General features: G+C 62.1%; 20 protein-coding genes and 1 other RNA gene. 12 read left to right on the forward strand and 9 right to left on the reverse strand.

Annotated elements, in window-relative coordinates; genetic code table 11:
- A partial coding sequence (locus tag KG088_RS16145; protein ID WP_213827119.1) for an aldehyde dehydrogenase family protein occupies nucleotides 1-663 on the forward strand: 663 nt, incomplete at its 5' end.
- Nucleotides 664-740: 77 nt separating this feature from the next.
- The gene (locus KG088_RS16150; RefSeq protein ID WP_213827120.1) at nucleotides 741-1,865 is read left to right on the forward strand and encodes a Gfo/Idh/MocA family protein; all 1,125 of its coding nucleotides are present in this window, start codon (nucleotides 741-743) and stop codon (nucleotides 1,863-1,865) included.
- Nucleotides 1,866-1,953: 88 nt separating this feature from the next.
- Here the strand turns inward: KG088_RS16150 and nspC are convergent, their stop codons facing one another.
- Nucleotides 1,954-3,111 carry a carboxynorspermidine decarboxylase gene (nspC, locus tag KG088_RS16155; RefSeq protein WP_213827121.1) on the reverse strand — a complete coding sequence of 386 codons (1,158 nt, stop codon included), beginning with the start codon at nucleotides 3,109-3,111 and terminating at the stop codon, nucleotides 1,954-1,956.
- Between the two features lie 9 nt (nucleotides 3,112-3,120).
- Nucleotides 3,121-4,320, reverse strand: a complete 1,200-nt coding sequence (locus KG088_RS16160) for a saccharopine dehydrogenase family protein (RefSeq protein ID WP_213827123.1) — start codon at nucleotides 4,318-4,320, stop codon at nucleotides 3,121-3,123.
- Between the two features lie 312 nt (nucleotides 4,321-4,632).
- Between KG088_RS16160 and KG088_RS16165 the strand changes: the two genes are divergently transcribed.
- Nucleotides 4,633-4,857 (forward strand): hypothetical protein, encoded by a 225-nt coding sequence (locus tag KG088_RS16165; protein ID WP_213827125.1) that lies wholly within the window; start codon nucleotides 4,633-4,635, stop codon nucleotides 4,855-4,857.
- 171 nt (nucleotides 4,858-5,028) lie between these two features.
- On the opposite strand, the gene KG088_RS16170 is transcribed toward KG088_RS16165, so the two are convergent.
- Complete coding sequence (locus tag KG088_RS16170; RefSeq protein WP_213827126.1) at nucleotides 5,029-6,033, reverse strand: AI-2E family transporter; 1,005 nt, start codon at nucleotides 6,031-6,033, stop codon at nucleotides 5,029-5,031.
- Nucleotides 6,034-6,449: 416 nt separating this feature from the next.
- Here KG088_RS16170 and KG088_RS16175 point away from each other — a divergent pair, with 416 nt between their 5' ends.
- The 3 genes from KG088_RS16175 (at nucleotide 6,450) to KG088_RS16185 (ending at nucleotide 10,722) form a co-directional block, all read left to right on the forward strand.
- The gene (locus KG088_RS16175) at nucleotides 6,450-7,034 is read left to right on the forward strand and encodes an ion transporter (protein WP_213827128.1); all 585 of its coding nucleotides are present in this window, start codon (nucleotides 6,450-6,452) and stop codon (nucleotides 7,032-7,034) included.
- 1,095 nt (nucleotides 7,035-8,129) lie between these two features.
- Nucleotides 8,130-9,269, forward strand: a complete 1,140-nt coding sequence (locus KG088_RS16180) for a lipocalin-like domain-containing protein (RefSeq protein WP_213827130.1) — start codon at nucleotides 8,130-8,132, stop codon at nucleotides 9,267-9,269.
- Between the two features lie 16 nt (nucleotides 9,270-9,285).
- Nucleotides 9,286-10,722 (forward strand): c-type cytochrome, encoded by a 1,437-nt coding sequence (locus KG088_RS16185; protein ID WP_213827132.1) that lies wholly within the window; start codon nucleotides 9,286-9,288, stop codon nucleotides 10,720-10,722.
- A gap of 131 nt (nucleotides 10,723-10,853) precedes the next feature.
- Here KG088_RS16185 and ssrA read toward each other — a convergent pair.
- Nucleotides 10,854-11,233, reverse strand: a transfer-messenger RNA (tmRNA) gene (gene ssrA, locus KG088_RS16190).
- A 41-nt stretch (nucleotides 11,234-11,274) separates the two neighbouring features.
- Nucleotides 11,275-11,766 carry an SsrA-binding protein SmpB gene (smpB, locus tag KG088_RS16195; RefSeq protein WP_213827134.1) on the reverse strand — a complete coding sequence of 164 codons (492 nt, stop codon included), beginning with the start codon at nucleotides 11,764-11,766 and terminating at the stop codon, nucleotides 11,275-11,277.
- Nucleotides 11,767-11,894: 128 nt separating this feature from the next.
- On the opposite strand from smpB, the gene KG088_RS16200 reads away from it, so the two are divergent.
- Nucleotides 11,895-12,329 carry a type II toxin-antitoxin system RatA family toxin gene (locus tag KG088_RS16200; protein WP_213827136.1) on the forward strand — a complete coding sequence of 145 codons (435 nt, stop codon included), beginning with the start codon at nucleotides 11,895-11,897 and terminating at the stop codon, nucleotides 12,327-12,329.
- The gene (locus KG088_RS16205; RefSeq protein ID WP_213827137.1) at nucleotides 12,319-12,624 is read left to right on the forward strand and encodes an RnfH family protein; all 306 of its coding nucleotides are present in this window, start codon (nucleotides 12,319-12,321) and stop codon (nucleotides 12,622-12,624) included. The genes KG088_RS16200 and KG088_RS16205 overlap by 11 nt, the downstream gene beginning before the upstream one ends.
- 27 nt (nucleotides 12,625-12,651) lie before the next feature.
- Here the strand turns inward: KG088_RS16205 and KG088_RS16210 are convergent, their stop codons facing one another.
- Entirely contained in the window at nucleotides 12,652-13,116 is a 465-nt protein-coding gene (locus KG088_RS16210) for an outer membrane protein assembly factor BamE (RefSeq protein WP_213827139.1), read from the reverse strand.
- A gap of 72 nt (nucleotides 13,117-13,188) precedes the next feature.
- On the opposite strand from KG088_RS16210, the gene fur reads away from it, so the two are divergent.
- Entirely contained in the window at nucleotides 13,189-13,635 is a 447-nt protein-coding gene (fur, locus tag KG088_RS16215) for a ferric iron uptake transcriptional regulator (RefSeq protein WP_213827141.1), read from the forward strand.
- A gap of 123 nt (nucleotides 13,636-13,758) precedes the next feature.
- On the opposite strand, the gene recN is transcribed toward fur, so the two are convergent.
- Nucleotides 13,759-15,432 (reverse strand): DNA repair protein RecN, encoded by a 1,674-nt coding sequence (recN, locus tag KG088_RS16220; RefSeq protein ID WP_213827143.1) that lies wholly within the window; start codon nucleotides 15,430-15,432, stop codon nucleotides 13,759-13,761.
- A gap of 251 nt (nucleotides 15,433-15,683) precedes the next feature.
- Between recN and grpE the strand changes: the two genes are divergently transcribed.
- The 3 genes from grpE (at nucleotide 15,684) to dnaJ (ending at nucleotide 19,657) form a co-directional block, all read left to right on the forward strand.
- Complete coding sequence (gene grpE, locus KG088_RS16225) at nucleotides 15,684-16,349, forward strand: nucleotide exchange factor GrpE (RefSeq protein WP_213827145.1); 666 nt, start codon at nucleotides 15,684-15,686, stop codon at nucleotides 16,347-16,349.
- 128 nt (nucleotides 16,350-16,477) lie between these two features.
- Nucleotides 16,478-18,409: a molecular chaperone DnaK gene (gene dnaK / locus KG088_RS16230; protein WP_213827147.1), complete on the forward strand. Its 1,932-nt coding sequence runs from the start codon at nucleotides 16,478-16,480 to the stop codon at nucleotides 18,407-18,409.
- 111 nt (nucleotides 18,410-18,520) lie between these two features.
- Nucleotides 18,521-19,657: a molecular chaperone DnaJ gene (dnaJ, locus tag KG088_RS16235; RefSeq protein ID WP_213827149.1), complete on the forward strand. Its 1,137-nt coding sequence runs from the start codon at nucleotides 18,521-18,523 to the stop codon at nucleotides 19,655-19,657.
- A 76-nt stretch (nucleotides 19,658-19,733) separates the two neighbouring features.
- On the opposite strand, the gene KG088_RS16240 is transcribed toward dnaJ, so the two are convergent.
- Both KG088_RS16240 and corA read right to left on the reverse strand, forming a co-directional pair.
- Complete coding sequence (locus KG088_RS16240) at nucleotides 19,734-20,678, reverse strand: HNH endonuclease (protein WP_213827151.1); 945 nt, start codon at nucleotides 20,676-20,678, stop codon at nucleotides 19,734-19,736.
- Between the two features lie 128 nt (nucleotides 20,679-20,806).
- On the reverse strand, nucleotides 20,807-21,772 hold the full coding sequence (gene corA / locus KG088_RS16245) for a magnesium/cobalt transporter CorA (RefSeq protein ID WP_213827154.1): 966 nt from the start codon (nucleotides 21,770-21,772) through the stop codon (nucleotides 20,807-20,809).
- Nucleotides 21,773-21,891: the final 119 nt, after the last annotated feature.

A 21,891-nucleotide genomic window follows, 5' to 3' on the forward strand; every position in this document is an offset into this window, starting at 1 on the left:
TGCATGGCGATCTCGGTGGCGGTGCCGGTGGGCGAGGAGACCGCCAACCGCCTGCGCGAGAAGCTGGTGGCCGAGCTCAAGCAGCTCACCGTGGGGCCCGGTCTGGTCGAGGGCCCCGACAATGACATGGGCCCACTGATCACCCGCGAGCACCTGGAGAAGGTCAAGGGCTATATCCAGGTCGGCGTGGACGAGGGCGCCGACCTGGTGGTCGATGGCCGCGACACCGCGGTCGAGGGGGCTGGCGACGGTTTCTTCCTGGGTGGCTCACTGTTCGATCACGTCACGCCGGCCATGCGTATCCACCGCGAGGAGATCTTCGGTCCGGTGCTGGCCATTGCGCGAGCGGCGAGCTTCGACGATGCCGTGGCGATGGTCAACGCCCACGAGTTCGGCAACGGCACCGCCATCTTCACCCGCGACGGTGACGCCGCGCGCCAGTACTGCGAGCAGATCCAGGTCGGCATGGTCGGCGTCAACGTGCCGATCCCGGTGCCGATGGCCTTCCACAGCTTCGGTGGCTGGAAGCGCTCGCTGTTCGGTCCGCTGCACATGCACGGCCCCGATGGCGTGCGCTTCAACACCCGCATGAAGACCATCACCCAACGCTGGCCCAGCGGCATCCGCGAGGAGACCAACCACTTCACCATGCCCACGCACTGAAGCGCTCTATACTTTCCCAACCATTGCGGCGTCGGGCCGAGAAGTCCGGCGCCGCCATGCCGTGTGAGGACAGCAAGATGACAGATCTCAAGTTTGGCCTGATCGGCACCGGCTTCATGGGCAAGGCCCACGCCATCGCTCTCAAGGCCGCTCCCACCGTCTTCTCACTCCCCGCCACACCGGTCTGTGAGCTGCTCGCCGACGTCGACGACGAGCTGGCTGCTCGCAAGGCTTGCGCACTCGGCTTCACTCGTTCCACCGGCGACTGGAAAGCCTTGGTCGAGGACCCTGACGTGGACGTGGTGGACATCTGTGCGCCCAACTTTCTGCACAAGGAAATGGCCTTGGCCGCCATCGCCGCGGGCAAGCACGTTTACACTGAGAAGCCGCTGGCGCTCTCTGCCGCGGATGCGCAGGAGATGGTCGAAGCGGCAGAAAAAGCTGGGGTGAAGACCCTGGTGGGGTTCAACTATATCCGCAACTCGGCCACCCAACTGGCCAGGGAGATTGTCCATAGTGGCGAGATCGGCGAGTTGATCCATTTCCGCGGTCGCCACAACGAGGACTACCTTGCCGACCCGGCCAAGCCTCAGGATTGGCACACGTGGCGGGCCACTGCCGGAGCAGGGGCCCTGGGCGATGTGGGCTCACATATTCTCAACATGGCGGAGTACCTGACCGGTCAGCGCATCGACGAGGTATTTGGTCAGCTTCAGACGGTGTTTCCCTCGCGCCCGCTATCTGATGGCAGTGGTGCCATGGGCGAGGTGGAGAACGACGATCAGGCGCAGGCGTTGCTGCGCTTCGATGGCGGCCTGATCGGCAATATCGAGACCTCCCGGGTAGCCAGCGGGCGCAAGATGGGCTTGGCCTACACCCTCACTGGCACCAAGGGCACGATTATTTTCGATCAAGAGCGAATGAGCGAGCTGCAGCTCTACAAGCATGAGGGGCATGAGGGGCGTCGAGGCTTCAGCACCCTGCTGATGGGACCCGAACATCCGGACTACGCGGCCTTCAGTCCTGCCCCTGGTCACGGCCTGGGCTACAACGACCAGAAGATCATCGAGATCCGCGACCTGGTGGAGGGCATCGTGTCCGACAAACCGCTCTACCCGGATTTCCGCGAGGCCTGGCGGGTCAATCGCATGATCGATGCCATCGAGACCTCGAATATCGAGGGTAGCTGGGTAGCAGTGTGATCGCCGTACAAAGCCATGAACAACGCCACGGCCTCCGATGTTTCAAGCGCAGGGCCGTGGCGTTTCCATTCAGGGGTGTTGCGGTGACTCAGCTCAGGCGCTGCTTGTAGTCCTCGTAGCCGAAGGTCTTCACCGTTCGCACCTTGCGGCTCGTCTCGTCGACCCGGCAGATCGATGGTAGGCGCATGCCATTGAAGGTGCTGGTCTTGACCATGGTGTAGTGGGCCATGTCGGTGAACATGAGTCGGTCGCCGATCTCAAGCGGGGCATCGAAGCTGTACTCGCCCACTACGTCGCCGGCAAGGCAGGTCAGGCCGCCCAGACGGTACGTGTAGGCCTTTTCGCCAGGCTTGCCCGCGCCGATGATATCGGGGCGATAAGGCATCTCCAGTACATCGGGCATATGCGCCGTGGCCGAGGTGTCGAGGATGGCGATGGTGCCGTCGTTCTCGACAATATCCAATACGCTGCAGACCAGAAAGCCGGTGTTGAGTGCGATCGCCTCGCCGGGTTCCAGATAGACCGTGAGGTGTGGATAGCGCGCCTTGAAGTTGCGGATCACTCGTAGCAGCCGTTCGACGTCGTAGTCGTCGCGGGTGATGTGATGGCCGCCACCAAAGTTCACCCATGTCATGCCGACCAGATGGTGGCCGAACTTTGCCTCGAATGCCTCCAGGGTGTGCTCCAGGGCGTCGCTGTTCTGCTCGCAGAGGGCGTGGAAATGCAGGCCCTCCAAACCCGCCAGGTCCGCTTGGGCGAGGTCAGCGGCGCGAGTGCCGAGGCGCGATCCTGGGGCGCAAGGATCATAGAGGGGCACCGCGCCGGTCGAATACTCCGGGTTGACGCGCAGGCCGCAGGAGATCGTGCGCGGCGATGCTGCGACAGCCTGACGGAAGCGCCGCCACTGGGCGGGAGAGTTGAAGCTGAGATGGTCTGCATAGCGCAGCACTACGTCCATCTCCGTTTCAGTGAAGGCCGGCGAGTAGGCGTGCACCTCGCCGCCGAAGGTCTCCGCTCCCAGGCGCGCCTCGTCCTGGCCGCTGGCGGTCGTGCCGACCAGGTACTGGCTGATCAGAGGGAAGGCGTCCCACATGGCGAAACCCTTCAGCGCCAGCAGGATGCGAGCACCGCTCAGCTCCTGGACTTGCGCGAGCAGGTCCAGGTTACGGCGCAGCAGCGCATCGTCCACGACATAGGCGGGAGAGGGGCAGGCCTGAATGTCGAAGGGGTAAGCTGAGTCGTTCATATCAGGCGATCAGGCCAGCGGGTCGGTGTCTGGGTCGAGCTCGACCATCTGCCACGGCAGGCCCATCTCGCCGATGCGCTCCATGAAGGGGTCCGGGTCGAGCTGCTCGACGTTGAACACGCCATCGCCCTTCCACAGGCCCTGAAGCATCAGCATGGCGCCGGTCACCGCCGGCACGCCGGTGGTATAGGAGATCGCCTGGGACTGCACTTCGCGGTAGCAAGCCTCGTGGTCGCAGATGTTGTAGATATGCACCTTGCGTCGCTTGCCGTCCTTGATGCCGTCGAGAATCACGCCGATGTTGGTCTTGCCCTTGGTGCGCGGGCCGAGCGTGGACGGATCGGGCAGGACGGCCTTGAGAAACTGCAGCGGGGTGATCTGGCGACCCTCGAACTCGATCGGCTCGATGCTGGTCATGCCGACGTTCTCGAGTACCTTCAAATGCGTGATGTACTTCTCGGAGAAGGTCATCCAGAAGCGGATGCGCTCGAGCCCGCGGATGTTCTGGGACAGCGACTCCATCTCTTCGTGGTAGAGCAGGTAGAGGTCCTTTTCGCCGATGCCCTCGAAGTTGAAGGTGCGCTTCTCCGCCAGCGGCGCGGTTTCCTTCCACTCGCCCTTTTCCCAGTAGCGACCGTTGGCGGTGATCTCGCGGATGTTGATCTCTGGGTTGAAGTTGGTAGCGAACGGATAGCCGTGGTCGCCGCCGTTGGCGTCCAGAATATCGATCCGGTGGATCTCGTCGAACAGGTTCTTCTGGCCCCAGGCACAGTAGATGTTGGTCATGCCGGGGTCGAAGCCGCAGCCCAGGGTGGCCATGAGGTTCGCCTTGGCATAGCGGTCCTGATAGGCCCACTGCTCCTTGTACTCGAACTTGGCCTCGTCGGGGTGCTCGTAGTTGGCGGTATCCAGGTAGGGCACGCCGGTCTGCAAACAGGCCTCCATGATGGTCAGGTCCTGATAGGGCAGGGCCACATGGATCAGCACATCCGGCTTGAAGGACTCGATCAGCTTGACCAGATCCTCGACGTTGTCGGCGTCAACCTGAGCGGTCTGGATCGGGCGATCCAGCTGGGCAGCGATCGCCTTGCATTTCGCTTCGTTGCGGCTCGCCAGGCAGATCTCCGAAAAGACTTCAGGGTGCTGGGCGCACTTGTGGGTGACTACGCCACCGACGCCACCGGCGCCGATAATCAGGACTTTGCTCATGGTGTCTCGATTCCAGATCGGGAAATGACAATAAGGATAGGGTCTTATCGAAATTTGGGCTGCCGCAGCATGCCCGGAGCCGACGCCACCCTGGTCTCGCGTGCTTCCTGGGCGCTGATGATGGCGCCCAGCGAGGCCGGTAGCAAGTGCTTTTCTTGCCAGGCTTTCGACTAAAGTGTAGGAGGAGACGCTTCAGGGGAAAGGGGTCGCGATGGCCGCACGCGTTGGCCAGCACTCGACTCCACTGCTATGGATGTTAACGACGTACCTAGACGCGAGGTAAGCACGGTGAATCCCCAAGAAAAGACTATCATGGCCTTCGATGATCAGGGCCGAGAGTACATCATCGACATGTTCGTCAGTGTCCGCGACCTCAGCGACCTGCAGCATGCCGGGGCTACCCATCATGGGCTACCGTCCTTCACGACACGGGAGGGCCATGCCGTCACGTATCTGGGCGGCGGTGAGTTCTCGATCATGGTATCGGAAGGGGATGACGCGGTGACCGTTAGGACCGACGATCCCGAGTTTGTCTAAGCCGACACCAGTCCCGCCCTTGTCCTGCCTCGCGTTACTGCTTGGGCGGCAAGGGCCACCTTGGCCTTGAAGTTGCTGTCATACTGCCGGCGTTTTCTGCTCATGAACAGATTCTCCTGTCGGAAGGATCGGAGCTTAGCGCCTGTTCCGAATTTCGGGGGCCACTTCACTTTACGTCACCTTATCCCCCAGCATGTGTTCCACCCAGAGCTTCTGTACCGCAACCATTGCCACGATCGTGAGCGGTGCGGCGAGGATCAGCCCAGCCGCCCCGAAAATGAGACCGAGAAGTACCTGCACGGTGATCAGGAGCGCTGGCGCAAGGTCGACCGCCTTGTGTTGGATCATAGGCATCAAGACGTTTCCCTCGATGTTCTGAATCACGAGGTAGCCGAACAGCACGATCAACCCCGTCTGCATACCCTCGGTAAATCCCACCGCCACGATCGGCACTGCCGCAATGAGCGGACCGATGAACGGGACGAAGGTAAGCAGCGCTGTTAGGAGTCCGAGCGCAAACCAGAGATCGATGCCGAGCAGGAAGAGCCCGAGCCCAACCGTGACCCCGAGGAACGCCATGGACACGAGTTGCCCGAGAAACCACCAGCGCAGCGCATGGGCGAGCGCGGATAGCGTGTCCTCCACCAGCAGCCGTCTGTCCGGCGGCACGAGGCGCACCGCCCCCCGCCGGTAGAGTGCCGGTTTCGCTGTAAGGAAAAGCGTGAGGACGACAAGGATGATAAGGCTCGTGACGGCGCCGACCGCCGTCATTACATGTCCCGCCATTTTGCCCACGGCTCCGGCGAGACCGCCGTTCTCGTCATTCATCTCCGCCATCATGTTTATTCCGGCTTCTTCCGTGAGCCAGGCCTGCATGCGCTCTGCGAAATAGACCAGCGTCTCGCTTACTTCCCGGAACTGCTGCACAAGGCCTGCCGCCGACATGCCCAACGAACCGACAATGATCGCCGTGATGCCGATCGTGACACCCACGAGCGCCCACCCGCGGGAGACAGGCAGCCGCCCCGCGATCGCCCGCGCGAGCCCGTCGAGCCCGACCGCAAGCAGCACGGCCGCGAACACGAGCAGGAGTAAATCCCCGAGGAGGTAGCCGATCAGCAGAAGCCCCGCCGTCAGTAGTATCGTGTCGGTCCTGATCCAGCGCTCTGATTCCATGAGACTCCTTCCCACTGTGGCAATTGCTCCGCGCCTCTACCCAAAATCCATCGACCTGTAGAGCCGCAACGACGATCGTGAAAGCGTCAGGAGCCCTCGTCGTGAACGTCAACGCCTTGTGTTGGGGGCAACGATTATTGTCCTGAAATGCCTGAATCAAGTCGAGCTATACGCCAAACTAGGATGATGCCAGCCAAGGGTAGGTGCGCTTGCGCACATACCGCGATCAGCCAACATGGACAGCCACATTTATGTTTGACACCGTACTGCTGCTAGGCTGACTTCGGCCTATTGTGGCGAACAGTCTGTCATGATAACGAGCACATCATGCAAAGAAACAAAAATTCAAAACGTCACGCTATCCATCGCCGTGCGCGCACCAGCGGGCGGCCATTCAGGGAGGCGGGAGGAAGCCGATGCGATTGAGGCTTGGATCGGCGCTTGAAGAGTCGCTCAGCAATTATTTGACCTTTGGGGTCATCATTGCCGCCATACTGACCGTACCGCTGACGATTGCTTACTGGTTAGAAGTGGAACACCCCCTGATCACAGTCGCCGACTGGCTGATCTGGGCAGTGTTCGCGGTCGAATATACTTTCTACATGGCCATCTCGCAAGACCGCTGGAAAACCACAAAAGATAACTGGCTATCGGTATTGATTATCCTGTTGTCCTTTCCGCTGCTTCACGAAATACTCAAGTCCACTCGGCTGATAAGGCTTCTTCGTCCACTGCCGCTGCTGAGACAATCGGCCCTGCTCCGACAGATTGAACTGTTCCGCCTGTCCAGCGTCCGCAACGCCGGAAGCAATGCAGCGATGACAGCGGCCAAGGACAAGCTGGGGAAGGAACACTGGGCTGTCCGCTTCATCATTCGCGTCGAGTACTATCGTTCACGCGTTGTTACGGCTCTGCTAAAACTCTTGCCATTCATAAAGACCAGTACCATTCGCAAGCGGCGTCGGGAGGAGCGCTCAAAGCGCCAAGACATGAGCGAATAGCCTGCCAACAGTCCGGTGGGTTGATACCGCGATCATCCTCATCCTGGAGTTTCTGCAATAGGCCGCCTGACTCGCCAAACAACTCCGGCTATCAGCAGCAAATAAGGGACACCCAACTACTCGAAAGGGGCGTGAGTAAGTAAGAGGCCCTACGGGTATGAGTAAGTTCATGGGTGTCCCGAACTTACGCATGATTTTGACGGTTAATTTGCGTTCTTATCCGTGGCTTGTAGTTGTAGTGCCACAAGGTAATCGATTGCGTCCTGCGCCCTGAATCCAGGGTTATACGTTTTCCGCTCGCTTCTCGATGATCTCGGTGGCATCCCAATGCGAAGGCTCGGCAACAGCTTAAACCGTTGTCCGAATATTGGAGTCCACTTTAGTCCACGTTGCGCTGCTCTTCCCTACCCAGGCTGGCTTGGAGGATCACCACTTGCGTCTCGCCGGTGGGGGGATCCTACACGGCGCCAGCACGCCCAACGCCGGCGGCGCCTGTCACCTACGCTGTGCGAACCGCAAGCCGCGCTGGACCAAGCGGCGGAGTGAGCCACTCAACGTTAAAGCCCGGTAGAAACCGGCGAGCCTGATAGAAAAAAGCCCAACCTTCACAGGTTGGGCTTTTACGTTCTCATCCTTGTCCGCTTATCGCGGCATCCTATCCGCGCATCCTTGTGTGCATCGAGCTTGCAGCTCGCTCTTCCTTATTGAGCCCTCCGTGTCTCTATACATCCAAATTAGCTGCTATCCAGCGACCAGACGTTGATGCGCGTCAAGTTAGCGTGTAGGAGATTGCCGATAGGAAGAATGGAAGCACATCCATAGCCAAGGCTCAGGCTGGATGATGCTCGGCGTACTGGGTGCCGCAACAGGTGGGCGTCGAAAAAAGCCGTCTTGGTAATTTCCGGAACAAGCGGGAATACTGTAGTCACGGTGCGTCGTCTGGCCGGAAGCCAGCTGTCTGGTCGCATTCAACACAAAAGTGCTGGGCTGGGGGACTGAACCGCAATGGCCGGGGTGCCATCCTGCCGAGCGTTTTGCGGGGGAAGGTCAACACCGCATCACGCGAGGTCTTGGAAGATAAAGGAGTGAACGAAGATGATGACACGGCGCATCTGGGGCGTTGTCGCAGTAGTGATAGCGATTGCCGCAGCTGTCGTATCATACTTTCTCGCCTCACCGCGGGGTTCCGAGCCGACCCAGTCTGCGCCGTTGCAGGAATCCGATTGGATCTCGGCTGCAGCGGACATCGCGGCAGAAGAATTCGACCGGCTGGCGGGTCCTTGGGAACTGGCGCTTCCGGCGGATCATGGCGTGCACTCCGAAGCCAGCACGGAGTTATGGCATGTGTCGGCGCACCTTGCGGATGAAGATGGCCAGCCCGTCGGGGTCCAGTTTCTGCTTTTTCGCATCGGTCTTGCCGGCCCCGAGGCGCCGCCGCCGACCTCGGCCTGGGAGGCGCGGGAACTCTTCCGCGGCCACGTCGTGCTGGTCGAGGCGGCTGACGCGACCGTCGTCGCTCAGGAGCAGTTCGCTCGCGGCATGGTGGGGCTTGCAGGATATGAGGCGAACCTCGGTGAGCTTCGTTTCGACAACTGGTTGCTGGCATTTCCGGCCCGGGCGGATCCGGACCAGTGGACCCTGAGCTCGGGTCCGGGCGATAACCGGGTCGAGCTGAACCTGACGCCTGAAAAGGCGCCCCTTCGGCTGGACGGCGAGGCGGTGCCCTTTCGCGGCTACGCTTTCAGCCGGCTGCACGCCGAAGGCACCGTCGAGACGCAATCGGGCCAGCGGTCGGTTTCCGGTACCGCCTGGTTCGAGCATCTGTGGGGCGAGCTGCCGATCCCTGGCGGCTCGCCCGTGGCATCGGACCGGCTGCAAGTGCAGCTCGACGACGGGTCGGAGCTTTCGGTCGTCCGGTCGCGCCGCCTCGACGGGGCAGGCACGCCGACGGTGGAAGCGCTCCTGATCGATACGGAAGGCAACGTCGTCGCCTTCGACGACGACGCAGCGCAGCTGGAACTGGCGCGCCGCTGGCAAGGCGCGGAGGCTGCCTGGCCCGTGCACTGGCGGCTGCGGCTTGGAGATCTGCAACTCGTCATAACCCCGGTGATGGATGCGCAGGAGCACGCCTTCATGGTCAGTGTCTGGTCGGGTCTGGTACGAGCGCAAGGGCAACATGGCGACCGTCCGGTTTCCGGGCTGGGGACGTTGCAGCTGACGGGATACGGGAACTGATGACAGGGAGAGCGCCATGAAACGGCGGATCGTGATCGGCGGCGCCGTCGTCACCCTGGCGGTCGCGGGGTTGGCGATTGCCTGGCTGGGCGGATTTCTGCCTTCCTCATCCGGTGCCAATCCGGAGCGGCACCGCTCGCCCACCGGGGAGGTCCCGGCGACCGAGCAGCGTCCGGGCGATCCGGTAGCGGGCTACCATGCGCTGGTCAACGAACCCTATGTCAGCTGCGGCATGCCGCACGAGGCCTGGCGCCGTCTGGCGCCCGAAACCGACCCGGCAGACCTGCTGCCGGGCCGTAAAGGCCATAATGCCGAGCTGCCCTATTTCCTCACCGCCCATGTTAATGCCGACGACGTCGAGATCGTCTCGAACAACTGCCTGGTCTGCCATGCGGCACGTATCGGCGACGAGGTGGTGGTCGGGCTGGGTGATGCATTCGCAGATTTCACTGTTGATCCGCGCAGCCTGGTCAATCAGGTCGGCCGCTACGTGCGCGGCCCGGCACAGACCGCCGCCTGGCAGCACTGGGCCGACCGGATCGAGGGCATCGCGGCCTATATCCAGACCGACACCATCGGCATGAATCCGGCCACCAACCTCAGCTGGGCGCTGATGGCGCACCGCGACCCCGAAACCATGGCCTGGTCAGACACCCCGCTGCTCGAGCCGCCGCCCGAGACGCCGGTGCCCCTTCGCACCCCGCCCTGGTGGTGGATGGGCAAGAAGAACGCCATGTTCTATACCACCATCGGCCGGGGCGACCATTCGCGCTACATGCTGTTTGCATCACTCCTGTGCGCCGACACGGTTGAGGAACTGCGCGAGATCGACGCATACGCTCCGGACATACGCGCCTATCTCGAAAGCCTCGCGCCACCCGTCTTTCCGGGGGAAATCGACACGGCGCTCGCCGCCGAGGGGCGGCCCGTATTCGAGGCGAATTGCGCGAGCTGCCACGGCACCTACGGCGAAGCCCCCAGCTATCCCAATCGGGTCATCCCGCTTGAGGAGATCGGGACCGACCCCCTCTATGCCGCGACCATGACCGACGGCAGCCTCGACCGCTTCTACGAATGGGTGGAGCGCTCTCCGCATGACGGCACCGTGCGGGCGGCGCCGGCGAAGGGATATATCGCCCCGCCGCTGGACGGAATCTGGGCGGTGGCGCCCTATCTGCACAACGGCTCGGTGCCGAGCCTCGCGGCCCTGCTCGACAGCCGGTTGCGACCCCGCTACTGGCGCCATGCCGAGACGCGGGAGCACGACGCGGAGGCGATGGGCTGGCGCCACGAGGTGCTGGAGGGCGGCAAGGATGCCGCCGACGACCCGGCCGAGCGGGTGCATATCTACGACACAACGCTGCCTGGCTACGACAACGGCGGCCATTACTTCGGTGATGACCTGAGCGAGGAGGAGCGCCGCGCGGTGATCGAATATCTCAAATCGCTGTAATGGCAAGCAACGCGGTGATGTCGCCGAAGGCGGATCCGCTCGCCCCATTCCTGGGACAGCTTACCGCCCGGAATTGATCAGTTCTTCAAAACGAAAAAAGCACCCGTAGGTGCTTGATTCGTATGCTTGAGTGGTGGAGGCGGCGGGAATTGAACCCGCGTCCGCCGGTACTCGCCCATTGGCTCTACATGCTTAGTTTCGTCATTTGGTTTAACGCGACTGGCGCCGACGAGCAGGCTCCAGCAACGCGATTCTTCAAAGTTTTAGCAACTGACGTGAAGACGCCGTCAGTCGCGATCCCATCAATCGTCGCTCTTATCCCCGCCGTGATGAATGGGCACATCACTTTGGGGCCGGGCTAGAAGCTAACAGCTGTTAGGCTGCCAGCGCGCCCTGAGCGTAGTTGTCGTCGTTTGCGACTATTAGTTCGTGATGTTGTATTTACGAGATACATCACGCTCTCGGCATGCACCGCAAGGGTTGTCACCGGCGTCGAAGCCATGTCGCCCCCATAACTGCCAAGTCTAACAGGGCAGGTGGCTCTGTGACACCTCACGACTTGTTTTGTTCACGCATGATCCGCCCTTTCTGACGTTGCCAGTCGCGGTTCTTTTCGGTGGCGCGCTTGTCGTGTTGCTTCTTGCCGGTCACCAGCGCCAGCTCGCACTTCACCTTGTTGCCTTTCCAGTAGAGCTTGAGGGGTACGCAGGTGTGCCCCTTGTCCTGGGTGCGCGAGAAGATCTTGGCGATCTCCTTGCGGTGCAGCAGCAGCTTGCGCGTACGGGTGGGGTCGGCCACTTCATGCGTGCTGGTGGTGTTGAGAGGCAGGACATGACTGCCCAGTAGCCAAGCCTCGGCATTCTTGATCAGAATGTAGGTATCGGTCAGCTGTGCTTTGCCAGCGCGCAGGCTCTTCACTTCCCAGCCGGCCAGCACCAGGCCCGCCTCGAAGGTTTCTTCAATGTGGTATTCGAACCGCGCCTTCTTGTTCAAGGCGATGACGTTGCTGCCGGGACCCTTGCCCTTGCCTTTCTTGTTGGCCATGAAACCTCTTTCCTGTATCTGCCGGTGGCGGCTCACCCTTCGAAGTGGAGGGAAGCGTGGTACCATTCAAGGGTCTAAACAACCGCTCATGATACGCCCTGGGCACTGTGAAGTCAGCGGAGAGCTCAATGCCAACGGTAAATCGTTCCGCCATAGTGCGGCATACCCCGCGGGAGATGTTCGACCTCGTGAATGATTTCGAGAGCTATCCGGAATTTCTTCCGGGTTGCCGCCGCTCGCGCTTGATCGAGCATGACGCGGACCACCTGATCGGTGAGATGACGTTGGGACGCGCCGGCATAGAGCAGAGCATCATGACCCGCAACGATCTTTTTGCACCCGAACGCATCGAGATGTCGCTGGTCAGCGGCCCGTTCAAGCGCCTGAATGGTCGTTGGTTGTTCACACCGATGGGCGATGCGGCCTGCAAGGCCAGCCTGGAGATGGAGTTCGAGTTCGCCAGTCGGCTGCTGGGCATGGCCTTTGGCAAGCTCTTCCAGCAGGTCGCGGGGCAGCTGGTGGATTCCTTCACCCGCCGCGCCGACGAGATTTATGGCCGCTGAGCCCATTAATATCGAAGTCGCCTATGCGTTGCCTAGCGAGCAACGCATCATCCAGCTCTCGGTCCCCGGCGGCACCACGGCGCGCGAGGCGTTAATGCTGGCCCGACTGGAGGCGCATTTCCCCGAGTGTAATGCCGCCACTTTCCGCGATGCTGACCTGGGAATCTTCGGCGCGCTGCTGAAGGCTCCGGATCAATATGTGCTCAAGGCGGGCGATCGCGTCGAGGTCTACCGGCCGCTTCAGATCGATCCCAAGGCCGCTCGGGTCGCGCGCGCGTCGCGAACCAAGCGCTGAGCCGATGGGACGCGACGCAAAACAGGCTCAGGGCTCTTGAGCCGGCTCCCCGCCCATGGGAATCCTGCCTTCGTTCTCGGGCACCGCCTCGGTGGCGGGGAAGGCGTCCATCGCCGACTCATCGGAACGAGGGCCGATGTCATCGTCTGCGCGTACTTCGATGTCGTTGTCGAGATTGCCCTGGCGCTCAACATTGACGAGCCGGTCGCCACTGAAGGTTAGCGTCACGCGGCGCTGTTCGACCCCGCCATAGGCCTCGTCGAGACGAAACACATAGTCCCACTCGTTGGCCTCGAAGGGCGCTTCGAGCAGCGGGCGTCCCATGACGTTGACCACTTGGTCGCGGCTCATGCCGGTTTGCAGCTGGCCAACCATGTTAGCGGTTACCAGGTTGCCCTGAGGCAAGTCACGCTTGTAAACACCGAAGTAACTGCAGCCGCTGCTGAGTAGCAGGACGGCAGAGAGGGTGATGATTCCAGTCAGCTTTTGCATTTGCGCCCGTTCTTCACTATCGTGGATTCGGTCGATCATACCCGACCCTACCCGATACTGCGAAGAGCGACCATGGCCGACAAGAACCATGAATTGCGCAAGGCCGGTCTCAAGGTGACCCTGCCGCGCGTCAAGATACTTCAGATTCTCGAGAACGCACCAGGACAGCATCACCTGAGTGCAGAAGACGTCTACAAGTCGCTTCTCGAAGCGGGTGAAGATGTTGGTCTGGCCACCGTCTATCGCGTGCTGACCCAGTTCGAGTCCGCAGGACTCGTGGTGCGGCACAATTTCGATGGCGGCCATGCGGTCTTCGAAATCTCCCAGGAAGAGCATCATGATCATATGGTGTGCCTGGAAAGCGGCGAGATTATCGAGTTTTTCGATGAGACCATCGAGCGACGCCAGCAGGAAATCGCCGAAGAGCACGGCTTCGAGCTGGTTGACCACGCTTTGGTGCTGTACGTGCGGCCGAGTGGCTCACGCGTTACCCGCCAGGAAGGCATTCAGAAGAAGTGACGTCAGTAAGTTTCTGCTGACTGTCAGCGGCCCCGATCATCGATCGGGGCCGCTGTCGTTGTGCGAGTGTTGTTCAAAAAGCGTCGTCGACTCAGGCCGTTGTTAGACGGCAGGTCGATGGCTCTAATGGTGGGGATGTTGACTGGCGTCCAGCATCTCCCGGGCATGGGCGAGCGTGCGATCAGAGAGATTCACGCCGCCCAGCATGCGCGCCAGCTCGCTGACCCGCCCGGCCTCGTCGAGCAGTGCCATGCGGGTAAGCGTGGTGTCTTGCTCGGCCTGCTTCTCGATATGCAGGTGCTGATGGGCCTGTGCCGCCACCTGGGGCAGGTGGGTCACGGTCAGCACTTGGCCTTGCTCGCCGAGGCGGCGCAGCAGCTGGCCGACGATCTCGGCTGTCGCACCCGACACCCCCACGTCCACCTCGTCGAAGACCAGGGTCGGAATGGTCGAATGGCGCGCCGCCACCACCAGGATGGCCAGACTGATGCGGGAGAGTTCGCCGCCGGAGGCAACCTTGGACAACGGGCGCGTTGGCTGCCCAGGGTTGGCGCTAATCAGCAGGCGTACTGTCTCGAGTCCTTCGGGCGTCGGGGTATCACGCTCCTCGACCTCGACCTCGAAGCGTGCCTTGGCCATCGCCAGAAAGGCGAGCTGCTCCTGGACGGCCTTGGCGAAGCGTGGCGCGGCCTGACGGCGTACCTCGCCAATCAGGCGGGCCTGCTCCTTCCAGGTGTCGCGCAGGGTTTCCGCCTCGGTCGCCAGGGTTTCCAGGTCGCCTTCATTGCCTTCGAGTCCTTCGAGGGATTCCCGCAACGTTTGGTGCAGCGAGGTCAATTCCTCGGGCATCACATGATGCTTGCGCGCGATACGATGCACTTCGCTTAGTCGTTCCTCGACCCATGCCAGGCGCTCGGGGTCGAGCTCCGTGACACCAGCGAGGTGGTTGAGCTCGCGTGCAGCCTCCTCGACCTGGATGCGCGCCTCGCCCAGCATGCCCAGGCAATCGGCGAGGCGGCCGCGGTCGCTCCCCGGCAGGGCCGTTAATCGACTGATCGCCTGGTTGAGCAGCGTCATGGCGCCGCCGTCGTCGTGGTCGCAGCACTCGGCGGCGAACTGCGTTTCGCGCAAACGCTCTTCGGCATGAGCGAGCTCTTCCTGCTCGTCTTCAAGCGCCTTGAGCTCTCCCTCGGCGAGTGCCAGTTGGTCGAGTTCGTCGACCTGGTAGCGCAGCAGTTGCCGCCGGGCGTTCAGTTCGTCGCCGTCCTCGGCCAGACGCTTGAGGCGCCGTCGTGTGGACTGCCAGCGGCGGAAGGTATCGCCCAGGGCGGCCACTGCCTGGCGCTGCCCGGCGAAGTCGTCGAGCAGCCGCAGGTGGGTCTCTTCGCGCAACAGCGCCTGGTGAGCATGTTGGCTGTGTATCTCGATGAGCCGCTCGCCCAGCGCCTTGAGATCGGCGATGGTCGCCGGTTGGCCGTTGATCCACGCCTTGGAGCGTCCCGACTTGGTAAGTACGCGGCGCAGCAGACAGTCGTCCGTGGGCAGTTCGCGTGCCTCGAGCCAGGTACGGGCAGCCGGTAGCTGGCTAAGGTCGAAGCGGGCGGTGAGGTCGGCGCGTTCACTACCGTGCCGTACGCTGCCGGCATCGGCGCGCTCGCCGAGGCAAAGCCCCAGCGCGCCGAGTAGGATCGACTTGCCGGCCCCGGTCTCTCCAGTGATGGCGGTCATGCCGCTGGAAAGTTCCAGCTCGAGGTGGTCGACGATGGCGAAGTCGCGAAGGGAAAGCTCTGTCAGCATGATCACTCCCGGAGGCTGCCCGGAAGGGCGGCCTGTGCATTTCGATATTGGTTTTTTATACAGTAGTCAATGGTCGCCGGCAATGCACGAGGTTAAGGCGTCGCGCGATGACGGCTTGAGATCGACGCCACCAGCCCCATATACCTCGACAGACTCATGTTCTTCGGTGGCACGTCCATCGATCGACAACGTTTATGCAGCGGCGCGATGGCCGCACTGATAATCCGACATGCGCATTTCAGGAGATGTATATGGCCAACGATCCCCAGACCCCACTGGATGAGGAACTCGCCCGCCAGGAGCGGGAAGACGAGCCTCAGGCCGACCGCAAGCCCGACGAAGTCGAGCAGGACGCGGCGATCGAAGGCGCCGATGAGGCCGAAGAGATTGCCGAGCAGGCTGCGCCGATCGAGACCCCCGAGCCTGACGAGACGGTCGACAATCCTGAGGCGGAGATGCTGGCCGCGCGGGTCGATGAGCTTGAGCAGAGCCTGGCCGAGGCCAAGGATCAGTCGCTGCGTGCCGCTGCCGAGGCGCAGAACGTCCGTCGTCGCGCCGAGCAGGAAGCCGACAAGGCGCGCAAGTTCGCGCTCGAGAAATTCGTCAAGGAATTGCTGCCGGTCGTCGACAGCCTCGAGAAGGCGCTGGAGGCCATGCAAGACGGCGCCAGCGACGTGCACCGCGAAGGGGTGTCGATGACGCTCAAGCTGCAACTCGATGTGCTGAACAAGTTCGGCGTCGAAGCCGTGGAGCCCCATGGCGAGCCCTTCGATCCGCAGTACCACGAGGCCATTGCGATGGTCCCCAATGCAGACCTCGAGCCCAATAGCGTCATGGAGGTGATGCAGAAGGGTTACCTGCTCAATGGACGCCTGGTGCGCCCGGCGATGGTCGTCGTCAGTCAGGCGGCGAGCTGAGGACAATCAACAATTGCGAGTCGCAGGCCTTGAAATGCTGCCGGCGGCCCCCAGATACACGACAACCCCGCGGTAAACGCCGCAGAACACAATTTCCGGTAACACTGAAACGATTTTGAGGAGCTCATATGGGACGCATCATCGGTATTGACCTGGGGACCACCAACTCCTGCGTGGCCGTGCTCGACGGCGACAGCGCAAAGGTGATCGAAAACGCTGAAGGCGCGCGTACCACGCCCTCCATCATCGCCTACACCGATGATGGCGAGACGCTGGTGGGACAAGCGGCCAAGCGCCAGGCGGTTACCAATCCGCACAACACGGTTTACGCCATCAAGCGTCTGATCGGCCGTCGTTTCAAAGACGATGTCGTTCAGAAGGACATCAAGATGGTGCCCTACAAGATCACCGAGGCCGACAACGGCGACGCCTGGGTGGAAGTGAAGGGCAAGAAGCTGGCACCGCCGCAGGTCAGCGCGGAAATCCTCAAGAAGATGAAGAAGACCGCGGAAGACTACCTGGGTGAAGAAGTCACCGAGGCGGTCATCACCGTGCCGGCCTACTTCAATGATTCCCAGCGCCAGGCCACCAAGGATGCCGGCCGCATCGCCGGTCTCGAGGTCAAGCGCATCATCAACGAGCCGACCGCGGCTGCGCTTGCCTACGGCATGGACAAGTCGCGCGGCGACAAGACCATCGCGGTCTATGACCTGGGCGGCGGTACCTTCGATATCTCCATCATCGAAGTGGCCGATGTCGACGGCGAGACCCAGTTCGAGGTGCTGGCCACAAACGGCGACACCTTCCTGGGTGGCGAAGACTTCGACATGCAGCTGATCAACTACCTGGTCGCTCAGTTCAAGTCCGACAGCGGCATCGACCTGTCCGGCGACAATTTGGCCATGCAGCGCCTCAAGGAAGCCGCCGAGAAGGCCAAGATCGAGCTGTCCAGCGCTCAGCAGACCGATGTCAATCTGCCCTACATCACCGCTGATAACACCGGTCCCAAGCACCTGAACGTCAAGGTGACCCGCGCCAAGCTGGAGTCGCTGGTGGAGGAGCTGGTCAAGCGCTCCATGGGGCCGTGCAAGACCGCGCTGGCCGATGCCGGCCTGTCCGCCTCCGAGATCGACGACGTGATCCTGGTCGGCGGTCAGACCCGCATGCCCATGGTGCAGAAGAGCGTGGCCGACTTCTTCGGCAAGGAAGCGCGCAAGGACGTCAACCCGGATGAGGCCGTGGCCGTGGGTGCGGCGATTCAGGGTGGTGTACTCGGCGGCGACGTCAAGGACGTGCTGCTGCTCGACGTGACCCCGCTGACCCTGGGCATCGAGACCCTGGGTGGCGTGATGACGCCGCTGATCGAGAAGAACACCACCATCCCGACCAAGAAGACTCAGACCTTCTCGACCGCGGACGACAATCAGACAGCCGTGACCATTCACGTGCTGCAGGGCGAGCGCAAGCAGTCAAGCGGCAACAAGTCGCTGGGCCGCTTCGACCTCGCCGACATTCCGCCGGCGCCGCGCGGCGTGCCGCAGATCGAGGTCGCCTTCGATCTCGACGCCAACGGCATCCTCAACGTCTCGGCCAAGGACAAGGCCACCGGCAAGGAACAGTCGATCGTCATCAAGGCTTCCAGCGGTCTTTCCGAGGACGAGATCGAGCAGATGGTCCAAGACGCCGAGGCTCACGCCGATGAGGACAAGAAGTTCGAGGAATTGGTGCAGCTGCGCAACCAGGCCGATGGCATGATCCACGCCTCGCGCAAGACCCTCGAGGAAGCCGGCGAGCATGCGGGCGACGAGGAGAAACAGGCTATCGAGACGGCCATCTCCGAGCTCGAGGAAGCGATCAAGGGCGACGACAAGGACGACATCCAGGCCAAGCTGGACAAGTTGACCGAAGCGTCCGGCAACCTGGCGCAGAAGATGTATGCGGCCCAGGCCGATGCCGCCCAGCAGTCCGAGGGTGGTGGCGATGAGGCCGGCACCAAGCAGGAAGATGACGTGGTCGACGCCGAGTACGAGGAAGTCAACGACGACCAGAAGAAGCAATAACCGCCACGGCCATGCCTTGGACGACGGTAGCGCGGGGGTCTGACTCGACTCCCGCGTTGCCGTTTCCGCGGCCAAGGCGTTAACTGCGTAGACCAGGAGGCGCATGGACCCATGTCCAAACGCGATTATTACGAGGTGCTGGGCGTCGAGCGTGGGGCCGATCAGAAAGACATCAAGAAGGCCTATCGACGCTTCGCCCAGAAATACCACCCCGACCGCAACCCCGATGACGATACGATGGCGGCAAAATTTCGTGAGGTCTCCGAAGCCTACGAGATTCTGAGCGACGAGGAGAAACGGGCCGCCTACGACCAGTTCGGACACGCCGGGGTCGAAGGTCAGGCCGGCGGTTTCGGCGGCGGTGGCGCCGGGGCCGGAGGTTTCAGCGATATTTTCGGCGACGTGTTCGGCGATATTTTTGGCGGTGGCGGCGGGCGTCGGCATCCCAATGCGCCGGCTCGCGGCAGCGATCTTCGGTATAACCTCGAGCTCGATCTCGAAAGTGCAGTAGCCGGCACGACCGTCGACATCCGCGTGCCGCGTCACGTGGAGTGCGAGCGCTGCGATGGCGGGGGCGCCGAGCCGGGCTCTTCCAAGGACACCTGTCCGACCTGCCAGGGCCACGGCCAGGTGCGCATGCAGCAGGGCTTCTTCGCCGTGCAGCAGACCTGCCCGACCTGTCACGGCAGCGGCCAGCACATCAAGGTGCCGTGCCACAAGTGTAACGGCGAAGGCCGGGTACGCGAGACACGCACCCTCTCGGTGAAGATTCCGGCTGGTGTCGATACCGGCGATCGCATACGCCTCAACGGCGAAGGCGAAGCGGGGATCAACGGTGGTCCGCCGGGGGATCTCTACGTGCAGGCCAACATCAGGCCGCACGACATCTTCCAGCGCGATGGCCGTCACCTGCAGTGCGAGGTACCGATCAACTTCGTGGATGCCGCCCTGGGCGGTGAGCTCGAAGTGCCGACGCTGGATGGCCGGGTCAAGCTGAAGATTCCGCCGGAAACCCAGACCGGCAAGGTGTTCCGGCTCAAGGCCAAGGGCATCAAGCCGGTCCGTGGAGGCCTGCCAGGCGACCTGTTGTGCAAGGTGGTCATCGAGACCCCGGTCAAGCTCAGCGAGCACCAGAAGGACCTGCTGCGCGAGTTCCAAGACAGCCTGAGTGGCAGCAACAGCCACTCGCCGAAGAAGAGCAACTTCTTCGACGGCGTGAAGCGGTTCTTCGAGGACATGAAGCCGTAAGGTGTCTTCACCGGTAAACGATAGAGCCCTGGCATCACTCGATGCCGGGGTTCTGTTGCGTTCTGAGCTTTGCCGATCAGCGCTGCAGGTGGTCGATTCGCCATGCCAGGCCATCTTCGTGGGGATGGAACCGCTCGTCCCTAGGCAGCACCAGTGGCTGTTTGTCCAGCCGCCACAGCCACTGGTTATCTTCCACTAGCGAATCGACCATGGGGCTGACGTGCCAATTCCTATCCGGTCCCGGAGCGATCAGGTGGTTGTCCATCGCCCAATGCAAGTCTGGCGTTAGCGCCAGGCCGTTGCAGGGACGATCATCACGACTTGCAGCGAAGGGAATCAGGTGGGCGGCCTCGACCAGGAAGCGAAAGTCCGGGGTGATGAAGCGTCGCCGGCTGGCTGCGCAGCAATAATCGTAGGCCTCCAGCACCAGAGAGCGGAAGGCGGCGGACCTGGCCTGGCTCTGGTCTGATTCGCGAACCTCGCCTGTCAGGCGTTCGGGGGCTTTCTCGTACTCGCCGCTAGCCAATGCCGTCTCGAGATAGGCCTGAAGTCGCGCATGGGTCTCCTTGTCAGAAGACAGGTACCGGTTGGCCATTAGCGCACAGGCCTCCCGGGCAATGGCAGGATCCTGCAGGGTCAAAAACAGGGCCGGATCAAGTTGGGCAGCGCCGAAGCGTTGTTCGAGCTGATTCATGGATTTCGGTTGCCCCATCTGATCGGCTACCCCCTGCACGGCCTGGACATACTCGGGGCGCCAAAGCTTGCCGGTGGGGCCTTCCCGGTTTCTCAACGCCCATATCGGCATCCATGGTCGGGCTCGGTGTCGATCTCCCGTCACCGTCTCGAAAATGTCGTGGTAGCGAGCGATCAGACGAGTATCGATCTGGATTCGCGGAGAGACGATATGACCCGCCTGAATCTCGCAGATGATCGCCAACAGAAGACATGGCTGGTGTGGCGCGGGCCTCCCGGTACTCTGGTCGACCTTGAGCCTTGCCAGGCAGTCAAGCCGCATATCCATCTGCACTCCTTCTTGCGCTCCCGGTTTCCGCTGCCCCCGGGGCACACTCTAGTCTGCGACGCCATGCTGCTCAGGCAAATGAGTATCTTATATCACTCATGTATTGGCGTGCATGCCGACGGCCCTTGCTACAGCCAGCCAGCACGTCGAAAGCGCAGATACAATCCACCGCAAGCCAGGCCCATCATCAGCAGGGCCAGGGGGTAGCCGAGTCGCCAGTCAAGCTCGGGCATGTGCGCGAAGTTCATGCCCCAAATGCCGGCCAGAACCGTGGCCACCGCGAAGATGGCGGCCCAGGCGGCCAAGCGTTTGTGGACCTCACCCTCGTCGATGGCCACCATCGAGAGGTTGACCTGGATCGCGGTGATGGTCATCTCGCGAATGGTGTCCACCGATGACTCGATGCGGTGCAGGTGATCGTAGACATCACGGAAGTATTCCCGTGTCTTGCGGCAGAGTGCCGGCACCCGGCCGCCGAACAGGTGAGCCGCGGCCTCGCCAAGGGGCATGGCGGCATGCTTGAGTTTCATGGTCTGGCGCTTGAGCTTGTAGAGGCGCTCCAGGCTCCGGCGGGCCGTGCCCCTGACAAAAATCTCGTCCTCGATGCTCTCGAGCTCGGCCTGCAACGCCTCGACAACCGGGAAGTAGCGGTCGACGATGGTGTCCATGAGTGCATAGAGCACGAAAGCTGGCCCATGCCGCAGCAGCTTTGGCTCGTGCTCACAGCGCTGACGTACCTCGGAGAACCCCCGGCCCGGGTGAAGGCGCACCGACAGCACATAGCCCGGGCCTGCGAACACGGCCACCTGGCCGGCCTCCAGCTGGTCGTCGCGCATCGTGATCATGTGCATGATCATGAACAGCGCTTCGCCGTACTCCTCGATCTTGGGACGCTGGTGCCCGTTCAGGGCATCCTCAACGGCCAGCTCATGCAGGCCGAACACCCGCTGGAAGCTGGCCATCTCCTCCTTGTCGGGGTTGTGCAGCGCCACCCACACGAAGCGGTCCGGTGTCCCCAGGTAGTCGCCGATCTCGTGGGTCTGGATATCCCGCAAGCGGCGTCCTTTCTCGTAGGCCACGCAGTTGACGATCATTGCTGTGTCCTCTAGCTGGGTGATAGAGCCGTGTGGAAGAGCATAGACCCTGAGGCCCCCCGCCTGCTGTCTCCCTTCGCAGCGGGCGGCATGCGGAGTGAGGGGATGACGTGCGTCGG

This window comes from Halomonas jincaotanensis, assembly GCF_018448785.1.
Taxonomy (GTDB): domain Bacteria; phylum Pseudomonadota; class Gammaproteobacteria; order Pseudomonadales; family Halomonadaceae; genus Halomonas; species Halomonas jincaotanensis.

Excerpts from the sequence above, each read along its gene's own strand:
- KG088_RS16150 (WP_213827120.1), top strand. The coding sequence starts at position 741 with ATGACAGATCTCAAGTTTGGCCTGATCGGCACCGGCTTCATGGGCAAG.
- nspC (WP_213827121.1), bottom strand. The coding sequence starts at position 3,111 with ATGAACGACTCAGCTTACCCCTTCGACATTCAGGCCTGCCCCTCTCCC.
- KG088_RS16160 (WP_213827123.1), bottom strand. The coding sequence starts at position 4,320 with ATGAGCAAAGTCCTGATTATCGGCGCCGGTGGCGTCGGTGGCGTAGTC.
- KG088_RS16165 (WP_213827125.1), top strand. The coding sequence starts at position 4,633 with ATGGCCTTCGATGATCAGGGCCGAGAGTACATCATCGACATGTTCGTC.
- KG088_RS16170 (WP_213827126.1), bottom strand. The coding sequence starts at position 6,033 with ATGGAATCAGAGCGCTGGATCAGGACCGACACGATACTACTGACGGCG.
- KG088_RS16175 (WP_213827128.1), top strand. The coding sequence starts at position 6,450 with ATGCGATTGAGGCTTGGATCGGCGCTTGAAGAGTCGCTCAGCAATTAT.
- KG088_RS16180 (WP_213827130.1), top strand. The coding sequence starts at position 8,130 with ATGATGACACGGCGCATCTGGGGCGTTGTCGCAGTAGTGATAGCGATT.
- KG088_RS16185 (WP_213827132.1), top strand. The coding sequence starts at position 9,286 with ATGAAACGGCGGATCGTGATCGGCGGCGCCGTCGTCACCCTGGCGGTC.
- smpB (WP_213827134.1), bottom strand. The coding sequence starts at position 11,766 with ATGGCCAACAAGAAAGGCAAGGGCAAGGGTCCCGGCAGCAACGTCATC.
- KG088_RS16200 (WP_213827136.1), top strand. The coding sequence starts at position 11,895 with ATGCCAACGGTAAATCGTTCCGCCATAGTGCGGCATACCCCGCGGGAG.
- KG088_RS16205 (WP_213827137.1), top strand. The coding sequence starts at position 12,319 with ATGGCCGCTGAGCCCATTAATATCGAAGTCGCCTATGCGTTGCCTAGC.
- KG088_RS16210 (WP_213827139.1), bottom strand. The coding sequence starts at position 13,116 with ATGCAAAAGCTGACTGGAATCATCACCCTCTCTGCCGTCCTGCTACTC.
- fur (WP_213827141.1), top strand. The coding sequence starts at position 13,189 with ATGGCCGACAAGAACCATGAATTGCGCAAGGCCGGTCTCAAGGTGACC.
- recN (WP_213827143.1), bottom strand. The coding sequence starts at position 15,432 with ATGCTGACAGAGCTTTCCCTTCGCGACTTCGCCATCGTCGACCACCTC.
- grpE (WP_213827145.1), top strand. The coding sequence starts at position 15,684 with ATGGCCAACGATCCCCAGACCCCACTGGATGAGGAACTCGCCCGCCAG.
- dnaK (WP_213827147.1), top strand. The coding sequence starts at position 16,478 with ATGGGACGCATCATCGGTATTGACCTGGGGACCACCAACTCCTGCGTG.
- dnaJ (WP_213827149.1), top strand. The coding sequence starts at position 18,521 with ATGTCCAAACGCGATTATTACGAGGTGCTGGGCGTCGAGCGTGGGGCC.
- KG088_RS16240 (WP_213827151.1), bottom strand. The coding sequence starts at position 20,678 with ATGGATATGCGGCTTGACTGCCTGGCAAGGCTCAAGGTCGACCAGAGT.
- corA (WP_213827154.1), bottom strand. The coding sequence starts at position 21,772 with ATGATCGTCAACTGCGTGGCCTACGAGAAAGGACGCCGCTTGCGGGAT.